A 23,049-nucleotide genomic window follows, 5' to 3' on the forward strand; every position below is an offset into this window, starting at 1 on the left:
ATGAGCCTATCTATTTTTGATTGGTAAAGGACATAACATCGGACAAGTTGCATAGAGTGGGTAAGAGAAGGGAGAGACGTGCATGTGGGAAAAAGCAATTATTGGGATGGCGTCCCTACGATTGTTGTCCGGCAGTCTGGAAATTATTGTAGCTTTGCTAATCCTCAAGGTAAATCAAGTCGATAAAGCGTTGATCTATAATTCCGGTTTAGCGTTGGTTGGTCCCATGATCTTACTCGCAACTACTACGATGGGAATGGTAGTATATCCGACAAATTGTCACTTACGAAAATATTATGGATCTTTATCGGGGTGACTTGTATTTTGATTGGCGTAAAAAGTAAATAGTGGTCGATGGTTCTGGGGAATACTACCCACTAGCATAAGTGAGGAGGAATTCTTATGGATCATGTAGAACAGCATTTGGCTTACTTACAAGGATTAGTGGAGGGATTAGACCCAGAACTAGCAGGGTTAGAAGAAAAAGCTTTGTACAGACTTGTACAGCTTTGTGATGATCTGGTAGCGGAATTGAGAACGATCCATGTACGTGTGGAAGAATGTGAACAATATGTTGAAGCCGTAGATGAAGATTTAACCGACTTGGAGTACTTGCTATATGATGATGAAGAATTTTACGAAACGGTATACGAAGACTATCAAGAAGCGATGAATTACCGAGACCGATTCTCGGATTTGGACGACTCAGACGAAGCGTATTATTACGAAGCGCTTCACACGGCTGACAGGAAAGGGATTGTTTCCCATGTACATGAAATAGAATGTCCGCAATGCAGAGAGGTTTTAATGGTGAAAGAAGAGGTTGATCCTGAGGGCTATCATTCCTATGAAATAACGAATCGCTACCATCAGGATGTTTATAATCCTTCATAGCCCCATTTTACAAGTAGAGATAGGTCACTCTAGCAATGGGAAAAGTTGTACTAGTTTTCCTTGTTTCTTAGTCATAAATGTTGTCCCTTCCTGCATAGGATGAGATAAGTCTGAGTGGACAAAGGGGAGACTTTATGAAACATATCTTGTCTTTGTTGCCGACAGAGATTCGCGCCGTGATAGCCGCTCTGCCTGTAAAAGTGCAAGAACATGTAGAAGAGATTCGACTACGTCAAAACTTACCTATGGAAATCCGTTACGGACATCAGGCTAGTTATGTAACACCCACTGGTCAGCTTACAGCCAATTTTCGCCAAGGGTGGATGTTCCGTGAGGATTCAAGCGTGAAACTGCTTAATCAGATTAGCCAGCACTCGCTTTATGCGCTGGAGGAAGAGTTGAGGCGGGGCTACATTACGGTTGTCGGGGGACATCGTATCGGTATTGCTGGCAGAGTGGTTCTAGAGCATGGAGATGTCAAAGGGATACGAGATATTACCAGTTTCAATATAAGGATTGCACGTGAGAAAAAGGGAGTTGCTAGGGACGTTCTAGCCTATTTGTTTGACCAGGGGCAATTCCTATCAACATTGGTGATCTCACCTCCTCAATGTGGTAAAACAACATTACTCCGTGATTTGGCTAGAAGCATTAGCTACGGTAATGAGTGGTCTTCTAGCAAAAAAGTGGGGATTGTAGACGAACGCTCCGAAATAGCAGGTTGTTACAATGGTATTCCTCAACGAGACGTAGGGCCGCGAACCGATGTGTTGGATGCTTGTCCTAAAGCGATTGGAATGATGATGATGATTCGTTCCATGTCACCTGACCTTATTGTGGTGGACGAAATCGGAAGACAGGAAGACAGCGAAGCTATATGGGAAGCTTTGCATGCAGGGGTAGCCGTGTTATGCAGTGCTCATGGAATAGCGCTTGAAGATATCGCGAAGCGGCCTACGATTTCTCGTTTAATCACGGAAAGGGTATTTAAACGGTACGTGATTCTTAGTCGTGAACACGGAGCCGGCACAATTCATGGACTATATGATGAGCACTTGCGATCGATTCAAAAGGAGAATGTCATATGCTTAAGATAGGGGCAGCTATCGTAGTGCTATTGTCAGCCTCTCTGATTGGTGTCCAGCTAGGAAAGCGTTATAGCGACCGGGTTAAAGAATTAAGAGCTTTGCTTCATTCGTTGCAAATGTTAGAGACGGAGATTGTTTATGGAGCTACTCCTCTCTCGCTAGCCTTTGAAAAAATTTCTGTTCGAGTGATCCAAAGCGTTGGGAATCTGTACAAGCGGGCTAGTGAGCTTTTACAAACAAAAGAAGGCGAATCCACCCAAATGGTTTGGCAAACCGCATTAGAGCAGACATGGAACTCTACAGCATTGCGAAAAGAGGAGAAAGAAATTTTAAAGAATCTAGGCTATGTGATGGGAAATTCGGATCGAGAGGACCAGAAGAAGCATCTGCAACTAACCGTCTTTCATCTGCGAGGGTTAGAGGAAGAAGCGAAGGCAGAACAGATTAAGTATGAAAAAATGTACAAAAGTTTAGGATTTTTAGGTGGACTTCTCATTGTCATACTAATGATGTAAGAGCGAGGTGTGGGGCGTGGGCTTTGATTTGACTCCAGTGTTTCAAATTGCCGGCGTTGGGTTTATCGTTGCGATTATTCAGACGGTACTGAAAGCCTCAGGAAAGGAAGACATTGCTCAATGGGCGACGTTGGTTGGATTTATCATTGTATTGTTTATGGTAGCGCATTATCTGGGTGATTTATTTACCGAGGTCAAACGAGTCTTCCTTTTTAATTAGGGGGTGGGGAGCCGATGGACATCGTACAAATTGTCGGTCTGGGCTTAGTAGCAACGCTTCTCGCCCTAGTCATCAAAGAACAAAAACCCTTATTCGCCTTTTTGTTGGCCGTAGTGAGCGGTGTCATCATTTTTACCTTTTTAATTGGCAAGATTTCTGATGTTATTCGTGTTTTGGAAAAGTTAGCAGTCCATGCTGACCTCAATCTTGTTTTTCTTGGAACGATCCTAAAGATTATTGGGATTGCCTATATTGCAGAATTTGGGGCTCAGGTGACAAGAGACGCTGGACAAGGGGCGATCGCCTCCAAAATTGAATTAGCCGGTAAAGTGCTTATTCTTGTCATGGCGGTTCCCATTATTCAAATTATTATTGAAACAGTAGTCAATTTACTGCCTGCATAAAGGGAGGTGAGGATGAACGGTGGCACAAAGATGTACCCTCTTGCTCCTGTTTCTTCTGCTATTCTTTGCAGATGGTGCCATCGCAGTAGCATCAACCTCCGAGAATTTCTCGCCGGTGGAAAAAATGGTCAAGCAGCAGGCGGAGCACCTAAATCTGCAACAAATAGAGACCTTTTGGAAAAAGACATTAGACCAATACGAGGGGTACCTGCCAGATCTGAAACAAAAAGGCTTCATGCAATTACTGATGGAGGATGGTGGTTTGTCGCCATCTGGCATGTTTAAAGGGATTCTAAAATTCTTCTTTCACGAAATTCTCATGAACGGGAAGCTACTCAGCTCGATCATCATCATTACCGTATTTGCGATGCTACTAGAATCCATGCAGAATGCTTTTGAAAAAAATACAGTATCTGTTGTAGCCTACGCTATTGCTTACTTGGTTCTGATGGTGCTTGCGATGAATAGCTTTCATGTGGCGATTACCTACGCTAAGGATGCAATCCAAGGGATGTCAGACTTTATGCTCGCCATGATACCTCTTGTCCTTGCCTTGCTGGCCTCCATGGGCAACTTAGCTTCAGCAGCTATGTTCCATCCCATTATCGTCTTCATGATCAATATAAGCGGTTTTCTTATTTCCACGATAATCTTTCCACTTTTATTTCTCTCAGCGATGCTTTCAATTGTGAGTCTATTCTCAGAAAGGTATAAAGTAACCCAATTAGCTATATTGCTTCGAAATGTAGCCATGGGAGTGATGGGTTCCTTCTTAACTATCTTTCTTGCCATTCTAAGTATTCAGGGAGCTACCTCAGCCATGGCAGACGGAGTGACGATTCGAACAGCAAAGTATATCACAGGAAATTTTGTACCTGTGGTTGGGCGAATGTTCACGGATGCAGCAGACACCGTCGTAAGTGCTTCTGTGCTAGTAAAAAATGCAGTGGGACTGGCTGGTGTTTTCATTCTACTACTTTTATGTGCTTTTCCAGCTATGAAGATTCTCATATTGGCTCTGATTTATAATTTTTCCTCAGCGGTACTGCAACCGTTGGGAAATAGCCCAATTATCAAAGCTCTAGGAACTATCGGTAAAAGTCTACTGTATGTCTTTGCAGCCCTTGCAACAGTTGGATTGATGTTCTTTTTGGCCATCACCATCATTATTGCAGCTGGAAATATATCCTTGATGGTTCGGTAGGTGAAGTGAAATGGAATGGTTAAATCTCTGGTTACGAAAAGTTGTTCTACTAGTGCTGTTAGCCGCCTTTCTGGATCTCATCTTGCCCAATACGAAGATACAGCAATACGTGAAAATGGTGATGGGTCTTATTATTCTGTTAACAATCATGTCGCCGGTCTTCTCGATATTTCAAATTACACCAGATGAATTAGCTACTAAAATTGGTATTTACCAAAACGAACAGGAAAAGACCGAAAAACAGTCACAGTGGGAGCAATTAACACAGAAATTGGTTCAACATAAAGATGCACAAATGACCCAATACGTCTCATCACAATTAAGTAACCTACTTACTGAAAAGGTAAAGCAGACTTATGGGATAACACTCTCGGATGTAGCAATTCGATTTGCATCACCTGACTCGAAAGAACAAGTGATCAAAGAGATTACAGCAACGATTAGTTCAGGTCAACACCCTACAAGTCCACCCAAGCAAGAGCGACAAGAAGATACCATTACACCTATTGAGAAAATTACGCAGATCCAATCTGTTGAAATCAACCTAAATGACCAACGAGAGGGAAATGAGAGAAAGAATGAAGCTATCGAAGCTTCTGCTTCGGTGGTTAAACAAGACCCACTTCATGCAGAGATTGCGGCCTATATTGCCAAGGAATGTGGTGTGGAAATAAAGCAGGTCGAAGTAATTGCTCCCAAACGGGAAGCGGAAAAGCGCTAATTGGGCGGTATCTGAAAGGGGGGACCCATTATGCTGAATTCACTAAAGAAATTGATTCAATCCAAGGATGAGCCAAAAAAGATGAAGCCGCTTCATTATTTTATTATCCTGCTTTGCTTAGGGGCGGCATTCATGATTTTCACTGATTTTTTGTCGTTCACCCCAGATATAGCACGTGAACAGGAAGGTAACTATAGCTCCGTGCAGCCTCCTGACGATCCGGTTAAAAGCGCACCCGCTTTCTCTTCTAATGCAACAGGTGGCGACTTAATTCGAGAATACGAAAATCGTTTTGAGACCCAACTTAAAGATATTTTAGAAAAGGTAACTGGAGTAGGCTCTGTAGAAGTGATGGTGAATCTCGATTCGACTCCAGAAGTGGTGGTTGAGAAAAATCGGGAACAACGCCAAGCTACTACAAACGAAACCGACAAAGAAAAAGCGACCCGCGCTCAAAGTGACCAATCCCGCAACGAACAGGTAGTTGTCATGAATGGTTCCAAACAAGAACAGCCTGTCATAGTGAAAACCTTAAAACCTAAAGTGAGAGGAGTGCTGGTTGTAGCAAAAGGAGCCGAGAACATTCAGGTGAAGGCTTGGATTACAGAAGCTGTGCAAAAAACATTGGAAGTACCCGCTTATAAAATTTCTATTTTACCCAAAAAATAGTAGGAGGGATTTCAAATGATTTTACGTAAACAAACAGTCTGGTTGTTGACAATGCTCGCAGTAATGGTCGTGCTGTCTGGATATTATATGGTAAAAGGTCCAAACGACCAGGTGCCGGCAACCACCGATCATAAAGAAGCACAAAAGGAAAATCAATCGATTACAGGGATTGAAGTAGATACGAAGCAATTAGATCAACCAATGCCAGATGCAAAACCGGTTGAAAGCAAAGGAGAAGTAGATAAAGATACAACACAAGCTACCGCTAAAGATGCTGAGAAGTCGGATCAGAAAGCTACAAATAAAAATCCAGGAGCAGCCACAACACCTGATGTTACTGCATTACCTGCACCAGAAGCAGCCGACGTTTTCCAAGGATATAAGCTTAAGCGTGAGGCAATGACCCAATTACAAAAAGATGAGCAAACGGCCATTATGACCAACTCAGGTTCGACTCCACAAGCGATTGCAGAAGCAAACGCACGTTTAGAGGAATTATCTACCCTTGAGCAGCAAACACTAGCGTTAGAAGAGTTAATCAAAACCAAGGGTTATAAGGATTGCGTAGTGAATACGCAAAAGGAGAGTATCAGTATTATTGTTCAGAAAGACAAGGTGGATTCAAAAGAAGCAATTAAATTGATTGCTCTTGCCAAACAACATTTAAATGTTCCAGGCAAAAATATTACAGTTAGTTTTCAACCCTAAGGGGGGAAAAAGGATTTCTTTCTCGAATCTAGATATGGATGAGAAAGAAATCCTTTCTTGACGTTCGCGTGACAAAAAGTTACCATAAATTTTATGACCAGCTCATAACATGCAATCATAATTGTCATTCCCGATCGACAAAAGAGCTGAATTATTGAATGAACAAAGGGGTGCTAAGTAGTGTTTAAACTGCATGAGATCCGTGAAATTATCAAATTGCTGGACCAATCCTCCATTAAAGAATTTGAGCTTGAGGCGGATGGCTCTAAGCTCTCTATTAAAAAAAGCGGCGGAGTAGAAGCATCTCAACCAGTTGTTGTACGCTCTGAGCCTGTTGCTTATACATCAGCTCCAGCTGAGCAATTCATACCGAAAGTTGAAGCTGATGTTGCACCGCAATCAACACCTGTAGCACCAGTTGTTGCGGCTCCACCAGTAGAAAATGAAGCTAATTTGCATAAAATTGTTTCTCCAATGGTAGGTACATTCTATACATCCCCAGAACCAGGAGCACCAGTCTATGTAAATCCGGGTGATCGAGTTACGCCAAACAAGGTTGTTTGTATTGTAGAAGCAATGAAATTATTTAATGAAATCGAAGCAGAAGTGTCTGGCGAAATCGTCAAAGTCCTAGTAGAAGATGGACAATTGGTTGAGTATGGTCAACCTTTATTCTTGGTAAAGGCACAATAATTGGAGGAGAAACGCGATGTTTCAAAAGATTCTCATTGCCAACCGCGGTGAAATTGCCGTGCGCGTTATCCGTGCATGCCGCGAATTAGGTATCCAAACGGTTGCTGTATACTCAGAGGCAGATCGAGAAGCCTTACATGTTAAGCTCGCTGATGAAGCTTACTGTATAGGGCCTACTGCTTCGAAAGACAGCTATTTAAATATGGCAAGTATCATGAGCGTTGCAACCAAGGTGGGAGCAGATGCAATTCATCCAGGATATGGATTTTTGGCAGAGAATGCTGACTTTGCTGAGATCTGTTCGGCTTGTAACATTACTTTTATCGGACCAGATCCAGAAGCCATTACAGGCATGGGGGATAAATCCACAGCTAAAGATACCATGAAGCGTGCTGGAGTTCCCACTGTTCCTGGAACGGACGGGCTAATCGAGAGCATTGTTGAAGCATTGGATACAGCAAAAGAGATCGGTTATCCTGTTATGGTTAAAGCTACAGCAGGCGGCGGCGGTCGAGGTATGCGAGTAGCTGTAGACGACGAGGATTTAGAAAAAGCAATTCGTCAAGCACAGAATGAAGCGAAAACGGCATTTGGAAATGCTGGCGTCTATTTGGAAAAATTCGTAGAAGGTCCTCGTCACGTAGAAATCCAAATCATGGGCGATAAGTATGGTAATGTGGTTTATCTTGGAGAGCGTGACTGCTCAATTCAACGACGTCACCAAAAATTAGTCGAAGAAGCTCCATCTCCAGCGCTAAGCCAAGAGCTACGTAAACAGATGGGAGAGGCTGCCGTGGCTGCTGCTAAAGCGGTGCATTACCATGGAGCAGGTACTGTAGAGTTCCTATTGGACAAACATGGCCAGTTTTACTTCATGGAAATGAATACTCGTATTCAAGTAGAGCATCCGGTAACCGAAATGGTCACGGGTTTAGACCTTATTAAAGAGCAAATCAGTGTAGCATTTGGCAACTATCTGTCCTTTACACAGGAAGATATCGTACTGGATGGCTGGTCAATGGAGTGTCGTATCAATGCTGAAAATCCGGCAAAGAACTTTATGCCGTCACCGGGAAAAATTGAGGGCTACTTAGCGCCAGGTGGATTTGGTGTCCGTATTGATAGCGCTGCATATCCGGGTTATTCGATTCCGCCATATTATGACTCCATGATTGCAAAGGTAATCGTTTGGGGGAAAACACGTGAGGAAGCTATTGAACGAATGAAGCGTGCGTTGCAGGAATTTATGATCGAAGGCATTCATACGACAATTCCTTTCCATTTAAAATTATTAGAGCATGAAGTTTTCACCGGTGGACAATTTGACACAAAATTTTTAGAGACATACGATCTTCATTTGAATGATCTATAGGAAGTTTGCAAAAAAACATACCCCGCTGTTATAATGAGGTGTAATTGAAAAGGGAGGTGCGAAGCGTGGAATTTATAGATGCAGAAGAGACAAAATCAGAGCTTGGAAAAATCCAGATCGCTCCCGAAGTCTTGGAAGTTATTGCTGGTATGGCATCTGCTGAGGTTGACGGAGTTGCACATATGACCGGTGGATTAGTTGGAGATTTCGTTGAAAAGTTAGGGAAAAAAAACGCAGCCCGAGGAGTACGTGTAGAAGTAGGCTCCAAAGAAGCAGCAGTTGACGTTTCCATTATCGTAAAATACGGCCATCGAATTCCTGAGGTAGCTCGTAACATTCAAGATAGCGTACGTAACGCAATTGAAGCGATGACTGGGCTATCAGTGGTGGAAGTGAATGTACATATCATCGATGTTGAATTAAAATCCGAGGAAAAAGTACAACCAGCAGCAACTCCACCTGCTACACAAACGGAAGAATATCAGCGGGTTCGATAAACCTTATTAGGAGTGCCCCCAGCTTAGGGGGCATTTTTCCTACTGGTCGAGCATGCTGATCAGAGTTTTTTGCTGGTTGATGGTTCCTACAAAGGAGAGGCGCGCATGAATCTTTTTGACCGGTTTATCCTAACAATTTACAGTATTGCGCTCACAGCGGGCTCAATTATTGCGATTGGTGTCATTACTCGTTTAATTCAGCCGTACTATGTAGAAGCGGTGCTCAATGAACTGTATAATACGGATATGATTAACATTCCCTATCTAATTGTAGCTGTCATCTTTTTGGTGATTAGCGTTCGATTTATTTTTAGTGCTTTTCCACAGCGAAAGGTACGAGAAGAAAAAGGGATCTATCAACGTAATGAGAATGGAATGGTAAATATCAGCTTTGCAACAATCAAAGCGATTGCAGAACGCGCAGGGCGAAAAGTTCGCGGTGTTCGCGATCTTACAACCACAATTCGCTCAATGGAAAACGGGAATGCAATCATTTTGAAAATCACTGTAGATGGTGAATCCCCTATTCCTGAAATGACGCAAACGTTGCAAACCGAAGTAAAACAGCAAGTGGAAAGCATCGCTGGCGTTGACATCGCAGAGGTGACTGTTGTGGTAACGGAAGTCGTCTCAAAGGAAAATAATGTCGCCGTTCGAAACAGAAAGTTGGATTAGAGGGTGAATAGGATGCTTTGGGAGTTATTATGGGAACATAAGGGGAAACTGTTAGGAGTACTGGCTGGTTTTCTTTTTGGTATCATTTATTTGTTGGTGGGTTTCTGGAACACGCTGGTTTTCATCGTGTTTATTGGGACAGGCTACTTTATTGGACAAAAACTGGATCGAAAAGAAGACCTGCGAGAAATTCTCGATCGGATTTTACCTGGCAAATTTAAATAGTAGGTGACTAAGTACATGAAACGCAGAATTGCACGCGAAAAAGCGGTTCAAATCCTTTTTCAAATCGACATGGCTGAGGTTGAGCTACACCATGCTTTACATATGGTGATGGAAGACAGCTCAGAAGACAACAAATACCTTTTGTACCTGGTAGAAGGCTCATTAAATAATTTAGATTCCATCGATGAAGCAGTGAAACAATATCTGCGTGGATGGCAATTGGATCGTATTGCAAATGTAGACCGTGCGATTTTACGCCTTGCCTTTTTTGAATTGATGTTTGAAGAGGGAGTACCAGCTCGCGTAATAGTGAATGAAGCGATTGAGCTAGCGAAGCTGTTTAGCGACGATCAGTCTTATCGTTTTGTGAATGGCGTGCTATCTAATTATCTGCAAAGCAAAGAAAGAGTAGAAACTCAAGAATAAATGATAGGTGAAGCGAATGAAAAACGTGATGGTAGGAATTGACACCAGCAATTATCGGACATCGCTTTGCCTTGCAACAGAAGACGGTGAGATTGTCGCAGAAGCCAAAAAACTCTTGCGTGTGAAAGAAGGAGAGCGGGGTTTGCAACAATCGGAAGCCGTCTTTCAGCATGTGATGAACCTTCCTGAACTTTGTGATCAATTAAAATTACAAGAGTATCAAGTAAAGGGGATTTGTGTAAGTGAAAAGCCTCGCCCTAAAGATGGGTCCTACATGCCTGTCTTTAAAGTGGGTGAAGGCCTAGGTAAATCACTTTCTTTATTTTTGCGTGTCCCTCTTTACCTGACTACGCATCAGGAAGGTCACATCGCGGCAGGCGAATATACAGCTAGGCAAAGACCTGTAAACGACCGATTTTTAGCTGTCCATTTATCTGGGGGAACCAGTGAAATTCTTTCGTGCCAACGTACTGAAACAGGCTACCTGATAGATATCATTGGAGGAACAATCGATCTGCATGCAGGACAACTGGTTGATCGCATCGGGGTAGCTTTGAAACTGCCTTTCCCTGCTGGGCCTTATCTGGAGGAACTAGCTAAAGAGGTAGATCACGTAGAGACCTCAGTAGAAGAATTCAGAGTGTCCTCTTCTGTAAAAGGACTTACCTTTAGCTTCTCTGGTCCAGAAAATGCTTTATTACGAGCAAACAAAGAGGGAATGGCAACCCCTTCCCAAATCGCTCGGGCAACGGAACAGTGTGTGGCTAACAGTTTAGAAAAAGCCTTGCGCAATGCGATTGAAGCTGGTCACGGTCGGGAAGTGCTGATTGTAGGTGGCGTAGCGGCTAACCAATACATACGTGAACGCTTGATTAAACGACTCGAACATCCAGCGGTAAAGGGCAAACTCTTTTTCTGCGACCCTGCTTATACAGGTGATAATGCATATGGTGTAGCTATGTTAGGATGGATGAAAGCTAAAGGCGAACATTAATAGTTTTTTAATAAATAAAATTCGTCTTTACACCTGTATCCTCTTTCCGCTACACTTACTGTATACAGATGAACGAATATGGAGGAGTGACAAATATGACAGCCCAAGTAATCAATGGTAAAGAGTTTGCAAAATCGTATCGTGCACGAATCAAACAAGAGGTAGCAGAACTAGTTGATAAAGGAATTCAACCTGGTTTGGCTGTTGTTTTAGTCGGTGATGATCCTGCTTCTCAAACGTATGTGAACGGCAAAATCAAAGCATGTGAAGAAACAGGAATTACCTCTAAATCATTTCGTCTTGAAAGTACCGTAACACAGCAGGAAGTAGTAGATTTGGTAGAGGAATTAAATCAAGATCCGAACATTCATGGAATTTTGGTACAATTACCTTTGCCTAAGCATATGAACGAGGAAGCGATTATTGATACTATTTCCCCGGAAAAGGATGTTGACGGGTTTCATCCGATCAGTGTAGGTAACTTATGTATTGGTAAAGACACGTTTCTTCCTTGCACGCCACATGGTGTGATTGAGCTGATTAAAAGTACAGGAATTAGTATGGAGGGTAAGCATGCTGTAGTAGTAGGTCGGAGTAATATAGTAGGGAAACCAGTTTCTTTATTACTTTTGCATGAAAATGCTACGGTTACCATGTGTCATTCTCGTACAAAAAATCTGGAGGAACAAACTCGTCAGGCTGATATATTGGTGGTTGCAGTAGGAATAGCTCACTTAATCAAGAAAGAGCATGTAAAAGAAGGTGCTATTGTCATTGATGTTGGAATGAACCGTTTAGATGGCAAGCTGACTGGAGATGTTTTGTTTGATGAAGTGAAGGAAGTAGCGAGTCATATCACTCCAGTTCCAGGTGGCGTTGGACCAATGACAATCACAATGCTCATGCAGAACACGGTCATCTCTGCAAAGCGAAAACTGACTGTATAATTGTGGATAGAGGAAGGGAGCGTTTATGAAGCCAGCAGAGGTTATGTCTGTAGCGGAGTTAAACCGCTATGTGAAGCGTATGATGGAGGGAGATCTTAGGCTAGCTGATGTTTGGATTCGCGGAGAGATCTCTAACTTTACGCATCATCACAGTGGTCATATGTACTTCACGTTAAAAGACAAAGATTCACGGCTTAAAATCGTGATGTTTGCTAGCTATAACCGTTTCCTTACATTTATACCGAAGAATGGAACCAAAGCGATTGTGCGTGGTTCCATTTCTGTATTTGAGAGGGACGGAGCATATCAATTATATGCAAGAGAATTACAGCCTGATGGGATAGGGGCTTTATTTCTTGCCTATGAGCAATTAAAAGAAAAACTGCAACAGGAAGGTTTGTTTGCTTCTGAAAGAAAGCGGGCATTACCCAGGTTTCCGAAAACGATCGGAGTGGTTACATCACCTACTGGAGCAGCAATACGCGATATTATTACCACACTCAAGCGCAGGTACCCCCAAGCAGGAATTATGCTTGCTCCGGCGATTGTACAAGGTGTCGAGGCTCCTGCTTCCATCATCCGTGCTATACGAAATATGAATCAGTATCAAGTAGATGTAATGATCGTAGGTCGGGGAGGAGGCTCGATTGAAGAGCTTTGGGCATTTAATGATGAAGCGGTTGCCAGAGCTATAGTGGCTTCACAAGCTCCTGTGATTTCAGCAGTTGGTCACGAGACAGATTTTACTATTGCAGATTTTGTGGCAGATATGAGAGCAGCAACCCCGACTGCTGCAGCCGAATTAGCCGTACCTCATTATTTGGAGTGGATGGAGCGAGTCAAGCAGTTAGATCATCGACTGGCTCGTGCCCTACAAACACAACTTCAAGAGAAGCGCACCCATTTACAAAGATTACAGCAATCGTATGGGTTAAAAAATCCGTTGCGTCGAGTAGAAGAGAGACGACAGCGAATTGATGAGGTAACGTTACGTCTTAGTGCCATCATGAAAATGAAGGTAGTTCGAAAACGAGAGCAAGTACGCCATGTGAAACAACGGTTAAAACAAATTCGATTAGAGCGACAAGTGGAAGAGAAACGTGTTCAGATCAACCGCATGCAAAGCCAATTGACACAGCATATGAAGCAAAAAACTGAACGGTCTCGACAAGCATGGTTGGCTTTGGTTCAGCACCTGGATGCGTTAAGTCCGTTAAAGGTTATGCAACGTGGTTTTAGCCTATCTTATAAGGGTGATACATTAATCAAATCTGTTGAGGGAATTGAAGTGGGCGATCAGCTCATGATACGATATCAAGATGGAAAGATCATGACAACGGTAACAGACATAGAGCGAAAGGAAGAGAACCATGGCTCGTAAAAAAGCAGAACAGGAAACGGAACTTCTATTTGAAGAAGCAATGCAACGGCTGGAAGAAGTGGTGCGTCAGCTAGAAGAAGGTGATGTTCCTTTGGAGAAAGCGATTGATTTGTACCAAGAAGGAATTCAACTATCTCGTCAATGTGCAACGAAGCTAGATGTAATTGAAGCTAAGGTAATTCAGCTTCTAGACCAAGACGGCAGCGTATCGGATCGTCCGTTCCATGTGGAGGAGGACTAGCATGAGTTTTAGCCTGAAGGATTATTTGAATGAAAAGATTGCTTTACTGGAAGCGGAATTACCTAAGGCACTATCTACAGAAGGAGTTCCCCCTAATCTGTACGAATCAATGCACTACTCACTGATGGCTGGTGGGAAGCGATTACGTCCTATTCTTGTTCTAGCTGTACTGGAAGCGTTTCATCAACCGATTGAACGTGGTCTTCCTTATGCGACGGCCTTAGAAATGATTCATACTTACTCATTAATCCATGATGATCTTCCTGCCATGGACGACGATGATTTGCGTAGGGGCAAACCGACTAATCATAAGGTATTTGGTGAAGCTACTGCCATTTTAGCAGGGGATGCTTTATTGACCAGAGCGTTTGGATTGGTGGCTAGTTCTTATTTACATCATCCCGAGGTAAAAGCTGAGACAACCGTTCAATTGCTAGCTGAGCTTGGGCAACGTGCCGGTGAACAAGGAATGGTGGGTGGACAAATGGCTGATATTATGGGAGAAGGTAAACAGCTTTCCCTCGAGCAATTGGAGTATATCCATTTACATAAAACAGGGGATTTGCTTGTTGCAGCTTTGCGAGGCGGAGGCTATCTAGCGGAAGCAACCCCTAAGCAATTGCAGGCCCTAACCAATTATGCTATTAAGATTGGACTAGCCTTCCAGATTAAAGATGACATTTTAAACGTTGAGGGGGATGCTACTTTGCTTGGTAAAGCTGTGGGAAGTGATGCCAGCAAAGAGAAAGCAACTTATCCTGCGTTACTCGGACTTGTAGAGTCAAAACGACGACTAGCGATGCTTGTAAAAGAGGCTCAAGCAGAGCTTGAAGCAGTAGAAATCAATCACCCTGCCTTATTTGCTCTAGCGGAGTATGTAATGGAGCGGGTTAGTTAATTATCTTTATCTAAAGAGAGATATCATCACTCTCTTATGGTTTTTTACATAAGAAAAGGATATAATGCGTGTACGTGTAATTTTTTGTGAATCATAATGTATGATTAGTATGGAAGGTTTGCGACTTAGTGAAAGCGAGGGGTTACAGTGTTGCTTGAAAACATGAAGAGCCCAGATGATCTCAAGCATTTGACAATCTCCCAATTACAGCAGTTGTCCGAAGAAATTCGTCGGTTCCTGATAGAAAACCTCTCTCAAACGGGAGGGCATTTAGCTCCCAACTTAGGGGTTGTGGAGCTAACGATCGCTTTACATTATTTCTTTAACAGTCCAAAGGATAAAATTTTATGGGATGTTGGCCATCAAGCCTATGTGCACAAAATTTTAACAGGACGAAAAGATGATTTTCCGACACTGCGTCAATATAAGGGATTGTGCGGTTTTCCAAAAATGTCAGAAAGCGCTCATGATGTTTGGGAAACAGGGCATAGCAGCACTTCGTTGTCAGGTGCCATGGGCATGGCTAGCGCCCGCGATTTAAAAAAGGAAAATTTCCATGTGATAGGTGTCATTGGGGATGGTGCATTGACAGGCGGTATGGCTTTTGAAGCCTTAAATCACATCGGACATGAAAAAAAGAATGTAATCGTGGTCTTAAATGATAATGAAATGTCCATCGCGCCAAATGTAGGTGCTATGCATAACTATCTGGGAAAATTACGTACCGATCATATTTATAACAGAGCTAAGGATGAGGTAGAAAGCCTACTGAAGGCGATTCCTGCTGTAGGTGGCAAATTGGCTCAACTGGCGGAGAAGGTCAAGGACAGCATGAAATATATGCTTGTGTCCGGCATTTTGTTCGAAGAGCTGGGCTTTACGTACATTGGTCCTATTGATGGACATAACCTAGAGCTTGTGATTGATTCACTTCGTACAGCCGCGAATACACGAGGTCCGGTCTTATTGCATGTAATTACAAAAAAAGGAAAAGGGTATCTGCCAGCGGAACAAAACGCTATGAAATGGCACGGTACGGATACTTATAAGATTGAATCTGGTGAAATGATTAAAGCAGTTGCTACTGCACCAGCCTACAAAAGTGTCTTTGCAGATACACTGATTAAGCTAACACAACAAGACGATCGCATTGTAGCAATTACACCGGCTATGCCCGATGGTTCAGGTCTCTTAAAGTATGCATCAGTATATCCAGAGCGAATGTTTGATGTTGGGATTGCTGAACAGCATGCATGTACGTTCGCTGCTGGGTTGGCGACACAAGGGATGAAGCCGTTTCTAGCAATCTACTCCACATTTTTGCAACGTGCCTACGACCAGCTCATTCACGATGTTGCTCGAATGAAGCTACCAGTTGTTTTTGCTGTAGACCGGGCTGGATTGGTAGGAGCCGATGGAGAGACCCATCAAGGTGTTTATGACATTGCTTTTATGCGTGCCATTCCGAATATGGTAATTATGGCACCAAAAGATGAGAATGAAATGCAGCATATGATGAAAACAGCGGCCGATTATGATGGCCCTAGTTCTTTCCGCTATCCACGTGGAAACGGTCTTGGTGTCAAAATGGATGAAGAGCTCAAGGCACTTCCAATCGGTCAGATGGAAGTGGTTAAAGAGGGAAAAGGCGTAGCTGTTCTTTCATTTGGGCATATCTATGACGTAGCGGAAAAAGCAATTAATCTTTTGCAAATGGACGGAATCATGCCGATGTTTGTCAATGCTCGTTTTTGTAAACCACTAGATGAAGAATTACTCTTGCGACTAGCTAAGGAAAATATGGATATTGTTACTGTTGAAGAAGGCTGTGTACAAGGTGGCTTTGGCAGTGCAGTCATGGAATTTTATGCTGAACAGGGCTATCATAATATAGTAGTGGAACCAATGGGTGTTCCTGATTATTTTGTTGAGCATGGAAGTGTTAAGGAACAACGACAAGAGATCAGTTTAACAGCCGAAGCAATCGCTGCACGTGTACGCTCCTTACTACCAGTAAATAAACAGAGGGCCTAATAACGACTATGAAAAAAGAACGATTAGATGTCTTGCTTGCAGATCGAGGTCTGTATGAGACCCGTGAGAAAGCAAAACGAGCCGTCATGGCAGGGCTTGTTATTGTTGCAGGTGAAAGATGTGATAAACCAGGCACAAAATTTCCAGAAGATGTTGTCATTCAAGTGAAAGGTCACCTTCATCCTTATGTAAGCCGTGGCGGCCTGAAGCTGGAAAAGGCTATTAAAGAGTTTCAAATTGACATAACTGATCGGATCATGATGGATATTGGATCATCCACGGGAGGTTTTACAGATTGTGCCCTGCAAAATGGGGCTCGAAAGGTTTATGCCATTGATGTAGGCTACAATCAACTAGCGTGGAAATTGCGTCAGGATGAGCGGGTCATTGTCATGGAACGCACCAACTTTCGTCACATGGATCCGGCCTCTTTTGAACACGAGATGCCAAATATGGCTTCGATTGATGTATCATTTATCTCTTTAAGGCTGATTCTGCCAGTGCTGTACATGTTCTTACAAGATGGTGGAAATGTACTAGCATTGGTGAAGCCACAATTTGAAGCAGGTAAAGAGAAAGTAGGAAAAAATGGAATAGTCCGGGATGCCACTGTTCATCGTCAAGTGGTGGAGGAGATTGCCGGATTTGCTACGACATTAGGTTTCCAAGTAAATGGTGTCAGCTATTCGCCAATCACGGGTGGAGAGGGAAATATTGAATTTCTGCTCCATCTTTACAAACCGCGGGCTGACGAGAAAGTAGCAGATCAGGATGAGCCTTGGTGGCTTGCTCGTATTGAAGAAGTAGTAGCCGAAGCGCATAGGCGGTTGAGTTAAAGAATATAAGCTAATGAATAACAGAACCTCAAATCATTTTCTAATGAATTTGAGGTTTTTTTCCTATTTGCTATCTATAAAAAATCAATATAGGCTTTCATTGCAAGAAAAATTGATTTGTCCCTACACATCGTCTATAAGATGGGTAAGCAAGCAAAGAATTTGGTAAAAAATGAGGAGTGAAGATCATGGAATTTGCGCTGATCATGGCCTTGCTAGGCATTGTTTTCCTTTTATTTGAAAAGGTAAGTTCCCTACAAAAGCAACTAAAAAAAATGGATGTAATCCTACAGCAAATTGCTACACAGGTTGGAGTTCCAGATTATTCAGACATCACGAAATTAAGTTCCATTGGAGTTCAAAATCATCCGATAAACACAAAATTAAGTAGGCTACTTTCAGAAGGGAAAAAAATTGAAGCGATAAAAGAAGCAAGAAAAGAGTTGGGACTTTCACTAAAAGAAGCAAAGGATTATGTGGAAAGATTATAACTTGCATAACAATTAGAAAATTTTATGCATTTTTACCTATTCAATCTAAGAAGGAAGGCTCAATCCCCTATCCATTATGCAAAAAAGTATGTATAATTGTATAAAGATGAACAAAGTGTAAAGCGAATCCATCGTTTCAAGTAAATCAAACGAGTAACCCTCATCTGAGATGATCAGCAAGAATTCATTGGGATAAGATTCGCGTAATCTCCCTGCTAGAAGCAGATGATCAAAGATACTGGGGTGACATTGTGAAGTCCATTGGAATTATCGCAAACAAGGGTAAGCCTAAAGCCCGCGTCGTCGCCCGTGAGTTATTATACTTGTTGGAAGCGCGTGGGGCAAAAGTTTATTTGGAACAAGATTTAGCAGGAGTGATTGGCCGAGAAGATGTAGCCGTATCCCTTTATGATTTTTCAAAATATGTTGAGATTCTTTGCGTGCTTGGAGGAGATGGCACCTTGCTCGGTATTGCTCGACAGTTAGCTGGTCAGAATTTACCAGTACTCGGTATCAATCTCGGTACGCTAGGCTTTTTGTCAGAGGCTGAACCAGATAATCTAACCGATGCCGTAGAGAAGCTATTATCAGGGCAATACTATACAGAAGAGCGAAGTATGCTCACGACTGAACTGTACCGACAAGGTGAACGACTTGCCACTTATACAGCTATGAATGACATTGGGATAACTAAAGGATCATTCTGTCGAATCATTAAGTGTTCGGTTTATTCAAATGGGTTTTATGTAGGAACTTTTAGTGGGGATGGAATTATCGTTTCTAGCCCGACCGGTTCTACAGCCTATTCTTTAGCAGCTGGTGGTCCAATTGTGGCTCCAAATGTGGCCATGCTCTTGCTTACACCAATTGCTTCTCATTCCTTGACTGCTAGACCCATTGTGTTAGCGTCAGATCAGCGTCTACGAATTGAGGTAGATGCTGTACATGATGAGATAGGACTTTCAATCGATGGGCAGTTTGGTTCTCGTTTAGAGGGCGGCGATGAGATTTTTGTTGAGCAATCCAAGCATGTTACACAACTAATTAAATGGACACAAGGCAATTTTTATGAATTAATTCGAACTAAATTACAAGGTGAATGGGAGTAAATGTATGAATAAAGGCCAACGACATATCAAAATCAAAGAGATCATCATGAATAATGATATCGAAACACAGGATGAGCTCGTAGAATATCTTCGTTCAAACGGGTACAGTGTAACACAGGCAACTGTTTCACGTGATATTAAAGAACTTCACTTAATTAAAATCCCGATGAGTGACGGTCGTTATAAATATTCTGTACCGACGGACCAGAAGTTTAATCCGTTGCAAAAAATGAAACGTGTGTTACTGGATTCCTTTGTGAGCATTGATTTTTCTGAGAACCTTATCGTACTAAAAACAATGCCAGGAAATGCCAATTCTGTTGCTGTTCTGATTGACAATTTACATTGGAATGAGATAATGGGTTGTGTTTGCGGTGATGATACTATTTTAATCATTTGTCGAACCAAAGAGAATGCAAAAGAAGTGTCACAACGCTTCTTAGACATGCTATAAGGAAGGGTATGCATGATCCACGAACTAACCATACGCAATTTTGCGATTATCAAACACACCACAATCTCTTTTTGTCAAGGGCTTAATATCCTGACAGGGGAGACGGGGGCAGGTAAATCCATTATTATTGATGCGCTTGGGCAATTGCTCGGTGATCGAAGTTCAGCAGAGCTTATCCGTTATGGAGAAAAACGGGCAGAGATAGAAGGACTTTTCGAATGTAAGCCTAGCCATCCTGCTTATTCGGTCTGTGAGAGCTTTGGAATTCAGGTCGATCCTGACGGTATTCTGGTTGTACGTCGCGATATTTCCTCCACTGGGAAAAGTATCATTCGTGTTAACGGTCAGCTAATTACCTTAGCAATGTTACGAGAGTTAGGTCCATGGCTGGTAAACGTACATGGTCAGCATGATCATCAGGCGCTTATGCAATCAGACAAGCATATTCGCTGGCTTGATGCTTACGGGGAGCCCCGCTTGGTCGGGACAAAACAGGAATTTGGTCATTTATATCAAAAGTACCGCAAAGCAGTGCAAGATTTGTCACGAATGGCTAAAAATGAACGAGAATTGATGCAACGCATTGATTTATTAAGCTATCAGCTAAATGAAATTGAAGCTGCAAAATTGACCCCAGGCGAAGATGATAAGCTCATGCAACAACGCAAGAAGTGGGCTAATATTGAAAAAATATTTGCTGGTGTACAGGATGCTTACATGTCCCTATATGGAGACCAGAGGGGACAAGATTGGCTTGGGCATGCCATGGGAGAATTGGAACGGGTGCAACAATATGATGAACAGCTTGTCCCGATCGTAGAAACAATTCAAAGTGCGTATTATCAGGTAGAAGATACTGTCCAACAATTGCGTCATATAAAAGATCGTCTTGATTTTGATCCAGCTATATTGGCAGAAGTAGAAGGCAGATTAGATCAGCTATCCGGATTAAAGCGAAAGTATGGTAAATCTGTGGATGAAATCCTGGAATATGCAGCAGGTATCCAGGACGAATTAGATGAAATCCAACATTATGATGATCGCTTGCAACAAATGGAGAAGACACTCCGTGAAGCCGAAGCTGACGTAGCGGTTGAGGCTTTGGAGTTAAGTACGCTTCGCCGTGAGTTAGCGATAGAACTAGCTGACTTAATTGAACATGAGCTAAAAGAATTGCACATGGAGCGAGCCCGCTTTGCGATTGAGATTAAGCATATGCCAGACGAGCGTGGTATTGAGGTGGAAGGAAATCGAGTCAGAGTGAATTCCCGTGGGATTGACGAGATAGAATTTTTGATTGCGCCGAACCCGGGTGAACCACTACGCCCTTTAACCAAGATTGCTTCTGGAGGGGAATTATCTCGTGTCATGTTGGCAATTAAAAGTATTCTAGCTACTACCGAGCAAGTAGGTACTTTGATCTTCGACGAGGTGGATACTGGTGTAAGTGGTCGAGCAGCTCAAGCTATTGCTGAAAAATTGGCACGAGTAGCGAAACATCGTCAAGTTTTATGTATTACACATTTACCGCAAGTAGCTTCTATGGCGGATGCCCATTTTTATATTCAAAAGCAGATGGATGAACAGGAGACCAGCACGACGGTTATCCTTATGTCACCAGAAGAGCGTGTTAACGAGCTTGCTCGTATGCTTGGTGGGGCTGAAGTAACAGAGAAAACAAAAGAACATGCTAAGGAAATGATTCTCCTTGGAAACGAGCGGAAAGCTGTCAATTGAAATTGACAGCTTTTTGTTGTTATAAACAGGTGGCGTGCAGGTAACATTAAATATTAGTAAGTGAGGTGTAGCTGTAGGTGTAGGTAGGGAAGCTAGGAGTGATTGCTGGGTGATACGAAATCACAAAAGAAAATGGATTGGATCTCTGCTCTTACTCTTGACTGCGTTCATTGTTACTTCAACCCCCTTTCATGATGTAACCTCTTTACCCAAAGAACTACGGTTATTTGAAGGTTCCCTTAGCCAATTGAAGCTTTCCGTACCTGTTATGGGAACGCTAGTAAACAGTAACCCCGAAATTTTGCACGTAAACGGAATAGAAGCCCGTGAAGTACACGTCGATTTTAGCCAACCATTGCAAGTAGCACCCAAAAAAGTAGGGCAAGCTCGTCTGCAATGGCGAGTTGGCAGCCTTCCCATTAAAGAAGTTAAAGTTAATGTGCTCCCCGATCTGAAAGTCATACCTGGAGGTCAATCTATAGGTGTTAAACTACAGACTGCTGGCGTTCTGGTAGTTGGGCATCATTTGGTTGACACAGGTAAAGAAAAAGTTTCACCTGGTGAAAGCTCTGGCATTCATGTTGGAGATATGATTGTCAAAATGAATGATCTGTACATTAATGACATGAGTGAGGTAAAAAAGATTGTAAATGAAGCTGGTGCAAAAAATCAATCCATTCAACTCATGGTTGTACGCGGAAAAGAAAAGATCGTTTTGACACTTAAACCAGCACAAGACAAGAAAGATAATCAGTATCGTATGGGACTTTATATTCGTGATTCCGCTGCAGGTGTGGGAACGTTAACTTTTTATGAGCCAGATTCAAAGGCATACGGAGCCCTTGGTCACGTCATTTCTGATGTAGATACAGGACAGGCTATCGTTGTGGGAGATGGACAAATCGTGCAGGCTAGTGTTACTTCCATTGAGAAAGGGCAGAGTGGTAATCCAGGTGAGAAATTCGCCCGCTTTTACAATGAAAATGAAGTGTTAGGCAACATTTCTAAAAACACCCCGTTTGGCATTTTCGGAAAAATGTACGATAAACCCAAAAGAGCAAAACAAAATGAACCATTGCCGGTAGCATTAGCTGAGCAGGTAAAAGAAGGTCCAGCTAAAATTTTAACAGTCGTGAATGGACAAGAGGTAGAAGAGTTTGAGATTGAGATTGTCAACGTTGTAAAACAGCATTTTCCTGCAACTAAAGGGATGATCATTAAGGTTAATGATAAGCGATTACTAGAAAAAACAGGTGGCATTGTACAAGGTATGAGCGGTAGCCCTATTATTCAAGATGGTAAAGTGGTTGGAGCAGTTACACATGTATTCGTCAATGATCCTACTTCTGGCTATGGTTGTTTTATTGAATGGATGCTACAGGATGCAGGACTGACGATAAAGCAGCAACAACCTGTGGGTCTCAAGGCGAGCTAATGCTTGCTTGAGACCTTTTTTTCATATGTGATTTTGATGAAACGAACGGAAAATAGCAAAGTTCTACAGCAAATTACAGGGCAACCCTCATATGAAAATCCGATCATTTATCCTTTTATTCTTATTTGTCGAATCATCAGAGATATCATTCAATCTTTCGTCATGGGCAGGAGTTGAAAAT

General features: G+C 42.5%; 27 protein-coding genes and 1 pseudogene. All 28 read left to right on the forward strand.

Features of this window, described 5'->3' with window-relative positions; all coding sequences use genetic code 11:
* Positions 1-82 precede the first annotated feature (82 nt).
* The 28 genes and pseudogenes from BrL25_RS19015 to spoIVB all read left to right on the forward strand — a co-directional run bounded on the left by BrL25_RS19015 (position 83) and on the right by spoIVB (position 22,868).
* Positions 83-348 (forward strand): annotated as a pseudogene (locus BrL25_RS19015) (YqhV family protein).
* A gap of 54 nt (positions 349-402) precedes the next feature.
* The gene (locus BrL25_RS19020) at positions 403-894 is read left to right on the forward strand and encodes a CD1247 N-terminal domain-containing protein (RefSeq protein ID WP_018672571.1); all 492 of its coding nucleotides are present in this window, start codon (positions 403-405) and stop codon (positions 892-894) included.
* Between the two features lie 134 nt (positions 895-1,028).
* Entirely contained in the window at positions 1,029-1,991 is a 963-nt protein-coding gene (gene spoIIIAA, locus BrL25_RS19025) for a stage III sporulation protein AA (protein WP_018672572.1), read from the forward strand.
* A complete protein-coding gene (gene spoIIIAB / locus BrL25_RS19030; protein WP_026315252.1) occupies positions 1,979-2,497 on the forward strand; it encodes a stage III sporulation protein SpoIIIAB in 519 nt (172 codons plus the stop codon). The genes spoIIIAA and spoIIIAB overlap by 13 nt, the downstream gene beginning before the upstream one ends.
* Positions 2,498-2,513: 16 nt before the next feature.
* The gene (spoIIIAC, locus tag BrL25_RS19035) at positions 2,514-2,717 is read left to right on the forward strand and encodes a stage III sporulation protein AC (protein WP_003337900.1); all 204 of its coding nucleotides are present in this window, start codon (positions 2,514-2,516) and stop codon (positions 2,715-2,717) included.
* Between the two features lie 14 nt (positions 2,718-2,731).
* Positions 2,732-3,121, forward strand: a complete 390-nt coding sequence (gene spoIIIAD / locus BrL25_RS19040; RefSeq protein WP_018672574.1) for a stage III sporulation protein AD — start codon at positions 2,732-2,734, stop codon at positions 3,119-3,121.
* A 19-nt stretch (positions 3,122-3,140) separates the two neighbouring features.
* A complete protein-coding gene (gene spoIIIAE / locus BrL25_RS19045; protein WP_018672575.1) occupies positions 3,141-4,325 on the forward strand; it encodes a stage III sporulation protein AE in 1,185 nt (394 codons plus the stop codon).
* A 10-nt stretch (positions 4,326-4,335) separates the two neighbouring features.
* Positions 4,336-5,046, forward strand: a complete 711-nt coding sequence (gene spoIIIAF / locus BrL25_RS19050; protein WP_018672576.1) for a stage III sporulation protein AF — start codon at positions 4,336-4,338, stop codon at positions 5,044-5,046.
* 30 nt (positions 5,047-5,076) lie between these two features.
* Entirely contained in the window at positions 5,077-5,715 is a 639-nt protein-coding gene (gene spoIIIAG / locus BrL25_RS19055; RefSeq protein WP_018672577.1) for a stage III sporulation protein AG, read from the forward strand.
* A 15-nt stretch (positions 5,716-5,730) separates the two neighbouring features.
* Positions 5,731-6,423 (forward strand): SpoIIIAH-like family protein, encoded by a 693-nt coding sequence (locus BrL25_RS19060; RefSeq protein ID WP_018672578.1) that lies wholly within the window; start codon positions 5,731-5,733, stop codon positions 6,421-6,423.
* A gap of 180 nt (positions 6,424-6,603) precedes the next feature.
* Positions 6,604-7,116: an acetyl-CoA carboxylase biotin carboxyl carrier protein gene (gene accB / locus BrL25_RS19065; RefSeq protein WP_018672579.1), complete on the forward strand. Its 513-nt coding sequence runs from the start codon at positions 6,604-6,606 to the stop codon at positions 7,114-7,116.
* Positions 7,117-7,132: 16 nt separating this feature from the next.
* The gene (gene accC / locus BrL25_RS19070) at positions 7,133-8,488 is read left to right on the forward strand and encodes an acetyl-CoA carboxylase biotin carboxylase subunit (protein WP_018672580.1); all 1,356 of its coding nucleotides are present in this window, start codon (positions 7,133-7,135) and stop codon (positions 8,486-8,488) included.
* A 65-nt stretch (positions 8,489-8,553) separates the two neighbouring features.
* Positions 8,554-8,985, forward strand: a complete 432-nt coding sequence (locus BrL25_RS19075) for an Asp23/Gls24 family envelope stress response protein (protein ID WP_018672581.1) — start codon at positions 8,554-8,556, stop codon at positions 8,983-8,985.
* A 105-nt stretch (positions 8,986-9,090) separates the two neighbouring features.
* Complete coding sequence (gene amaP / locus BrL25_RS19080) at positions 9,091-9,660, forward strand: alkaline shock response membrane anchor protein AmaP (RefSeq protein ID WP_018672582.1); 570 nt, start codon at positions 9,091-9,093, stop codon at positions 9,658-9,660.
* A 12-nt stretch (positions 9,661-9,672) separates the two neighbouring features.
* On the forward strand, positions 9,673-9,885 hold the full coding sequence (locus tag BrL25_RS19085; RefSeq protein WP_018672583.1) for a DUF2273 domain-containing protein: 213 nt from the start codon (positions 9,673-9,675) through the stop codon (positions 9,883-9,885).
* A gap of 15 nt (positions 9,886-9,900) precedes the next feature.
* Positions 9,901-10,311 (forward strand): transcription antitermination factor NusB, encoded by a 411-nt coding sequence (gene nusB / locus BrL25_RS19090; RefSeq protein WP_018672584.1) that lies wholly within the window; start codon positions 9,901-9,903, stop codon positions 10,309-10,311.
* A gap of 16 nt (positions 10,312-10,327) precedes the next feature.
* Positions 10,328-11,305, forward strand: coding sequence for a tRNA (adenosine(37)-N6)-threonylcarbamoyltransferase complex transferase subunit TsaD (locus BrL25_RS19095; RefSeq protein WP_018672585.1), 978 nt, complete (start codon positions 10,328-10,330; stop codon positions 11,303-11,305).
* Between the two features lie 95 nt (positions 11,306-11,400).
* Positions 11,401-12,252 carry a bifunctional methylenetetrahydrofolate dehydrogenase/methenyltetrahydrofolate cyclohydrolase FolD gene (gene folD / locus BrL25_RS19100; protein WP_018672586.1) on the forward strand — a complete coding sequence of 284 codons (852 nt, stop codon included), beginning with the start codon at positions 11,401-11,403 and terminating at the stop codon, positions 12,250-12,252.
* Positions 12,253-12,277: 25 nt separating this feature from the next.
* Positions 12,278-13,633, forward strand: coding sequence for an exodeoxyribonuclease VII large subunit (xseA, locus tag BrL25_RS19105; RefSeq protein ID WP_018672587.1), 1,356 nt, complete (start codon positions 12,278-12,280; stop codon positions 13,631-13,633).
* Complete coding sequence (gene xseB / locus BrL25_RS19110) at positions 13,623-13,874, forward strand: exodeoxyribonuclease VII small subunit (protein WP_018672588.1); 252 nt, start codon at positions 13,623-13,625, stop codon at positions 13,872-13,874. Before xseA ends, xseB begins: the two co-directional genes overlap by 11 nt.
* A 1-nt stretch (position 13,875) precedes the next feature.
* Positions 13,876-14,772 (forward strand): polyprenyl synthetase family protein, encoded by an 897-nt coding sequence (locus BrL25_RS19115; RefSeq protein ID WP_018672589.1) that lies wholly within the window; start codon positions 13,876-13,878, stop codon positions 14,770-14,772.
* A gap of 162 nt (positions 14,773-14,934) precedes the next feature.
* Entirely contained in the window at positions 14,935-16,806 is a 1,872-nt protein-coding gene (gene dxs / locus BrL25_RS19120; RefSeq protein ID WP_205828413.1) for a 1-deoxy-D-xylulose-5-phosphate synthase, read from the forward strand.
* An 8-nt stretch (positions 16,807-16,814) separates the two neighbouring features.
* Entirely contained in the window at positions 16,815-17,642 is an 828-nt protein-coding gene (locus tag BrL25_RS19125) for a TlyA family RNA methyltransferase (protein ID WP_018672591.1), read from the forward strand.
* A 188-nt stretch (positions 17,643-17,830) separates the two neighbouring features.
* Positions 17,831-18,133: a hypothetical protein gene (locus tag BrL25_RS19130; protein WP_018672592.1), complete on the forward strand. Its 303-nt coding sequence runs from the start codon at positions 17,831-17,833 to the stop codon at positions 18,131-18,133.
* 251 nt (positions 18,134-18,384) lie between these two features.
* Complete coding sequence (locus tag BrL25_RS19135; protein WP_018672593.1) at positions 18,385-19,242, forward strand: NAD(+)/NADH kinase; 858 nt, start codon at positions 18,385-18,387, stop codon at positions 19,240-19,242.
* Positions 19,243-19,246: 4 nt separating this feature from the next.
* Positions 19,247-19,696, forward strand: coding sequence for a transcriptional regulator AhrC/ArgR (gene ahrC / locus BrL25_RS19140; protein WP_003337877.1), 450 nt, complete (start codon positions 19,247-19,249; stop codon positions 19,694-19,696).
* A gap of 12 nt (positions 19,697-19,708) precedes the next feature.
* Complete coding sequence (gene recN / locus BrL25_RS19145; RefSeq protein WP_018672594.1) at positions 19,709-21,433, forward strand: DNA repair protein RecN; 1,725 nt, start codon at positions 19,709-19,711, stop codon at positions 21,431-21,433.
* Positions 21,434-21,542: 109 nt separating this feature from the next.
* Entirely contained in the window at positions 21,543-22,868 is a 1,326-nt protein-coding gene (spoIVB, locus tag BrL25_RS19150) for a SpoIVB peptidase (RefSeq protein ID WP_018672595.1), read from the forward strand.
* The last annotated feature ends 181 nt before the right edge of the window (positions 22,869-23,049 follow it).

Origin of the sequence: Brevibacillus laterosporus DSM 25 (genome assembly GCF_002706795.1) — a bacterium.
Taxonomy (GTDB): Bacteria; Bacillota; Bacilli; order Brevibacillales; family Brevibacillaceae; genus Brevibacillus_B; species Brevibacillus_B laterosporus.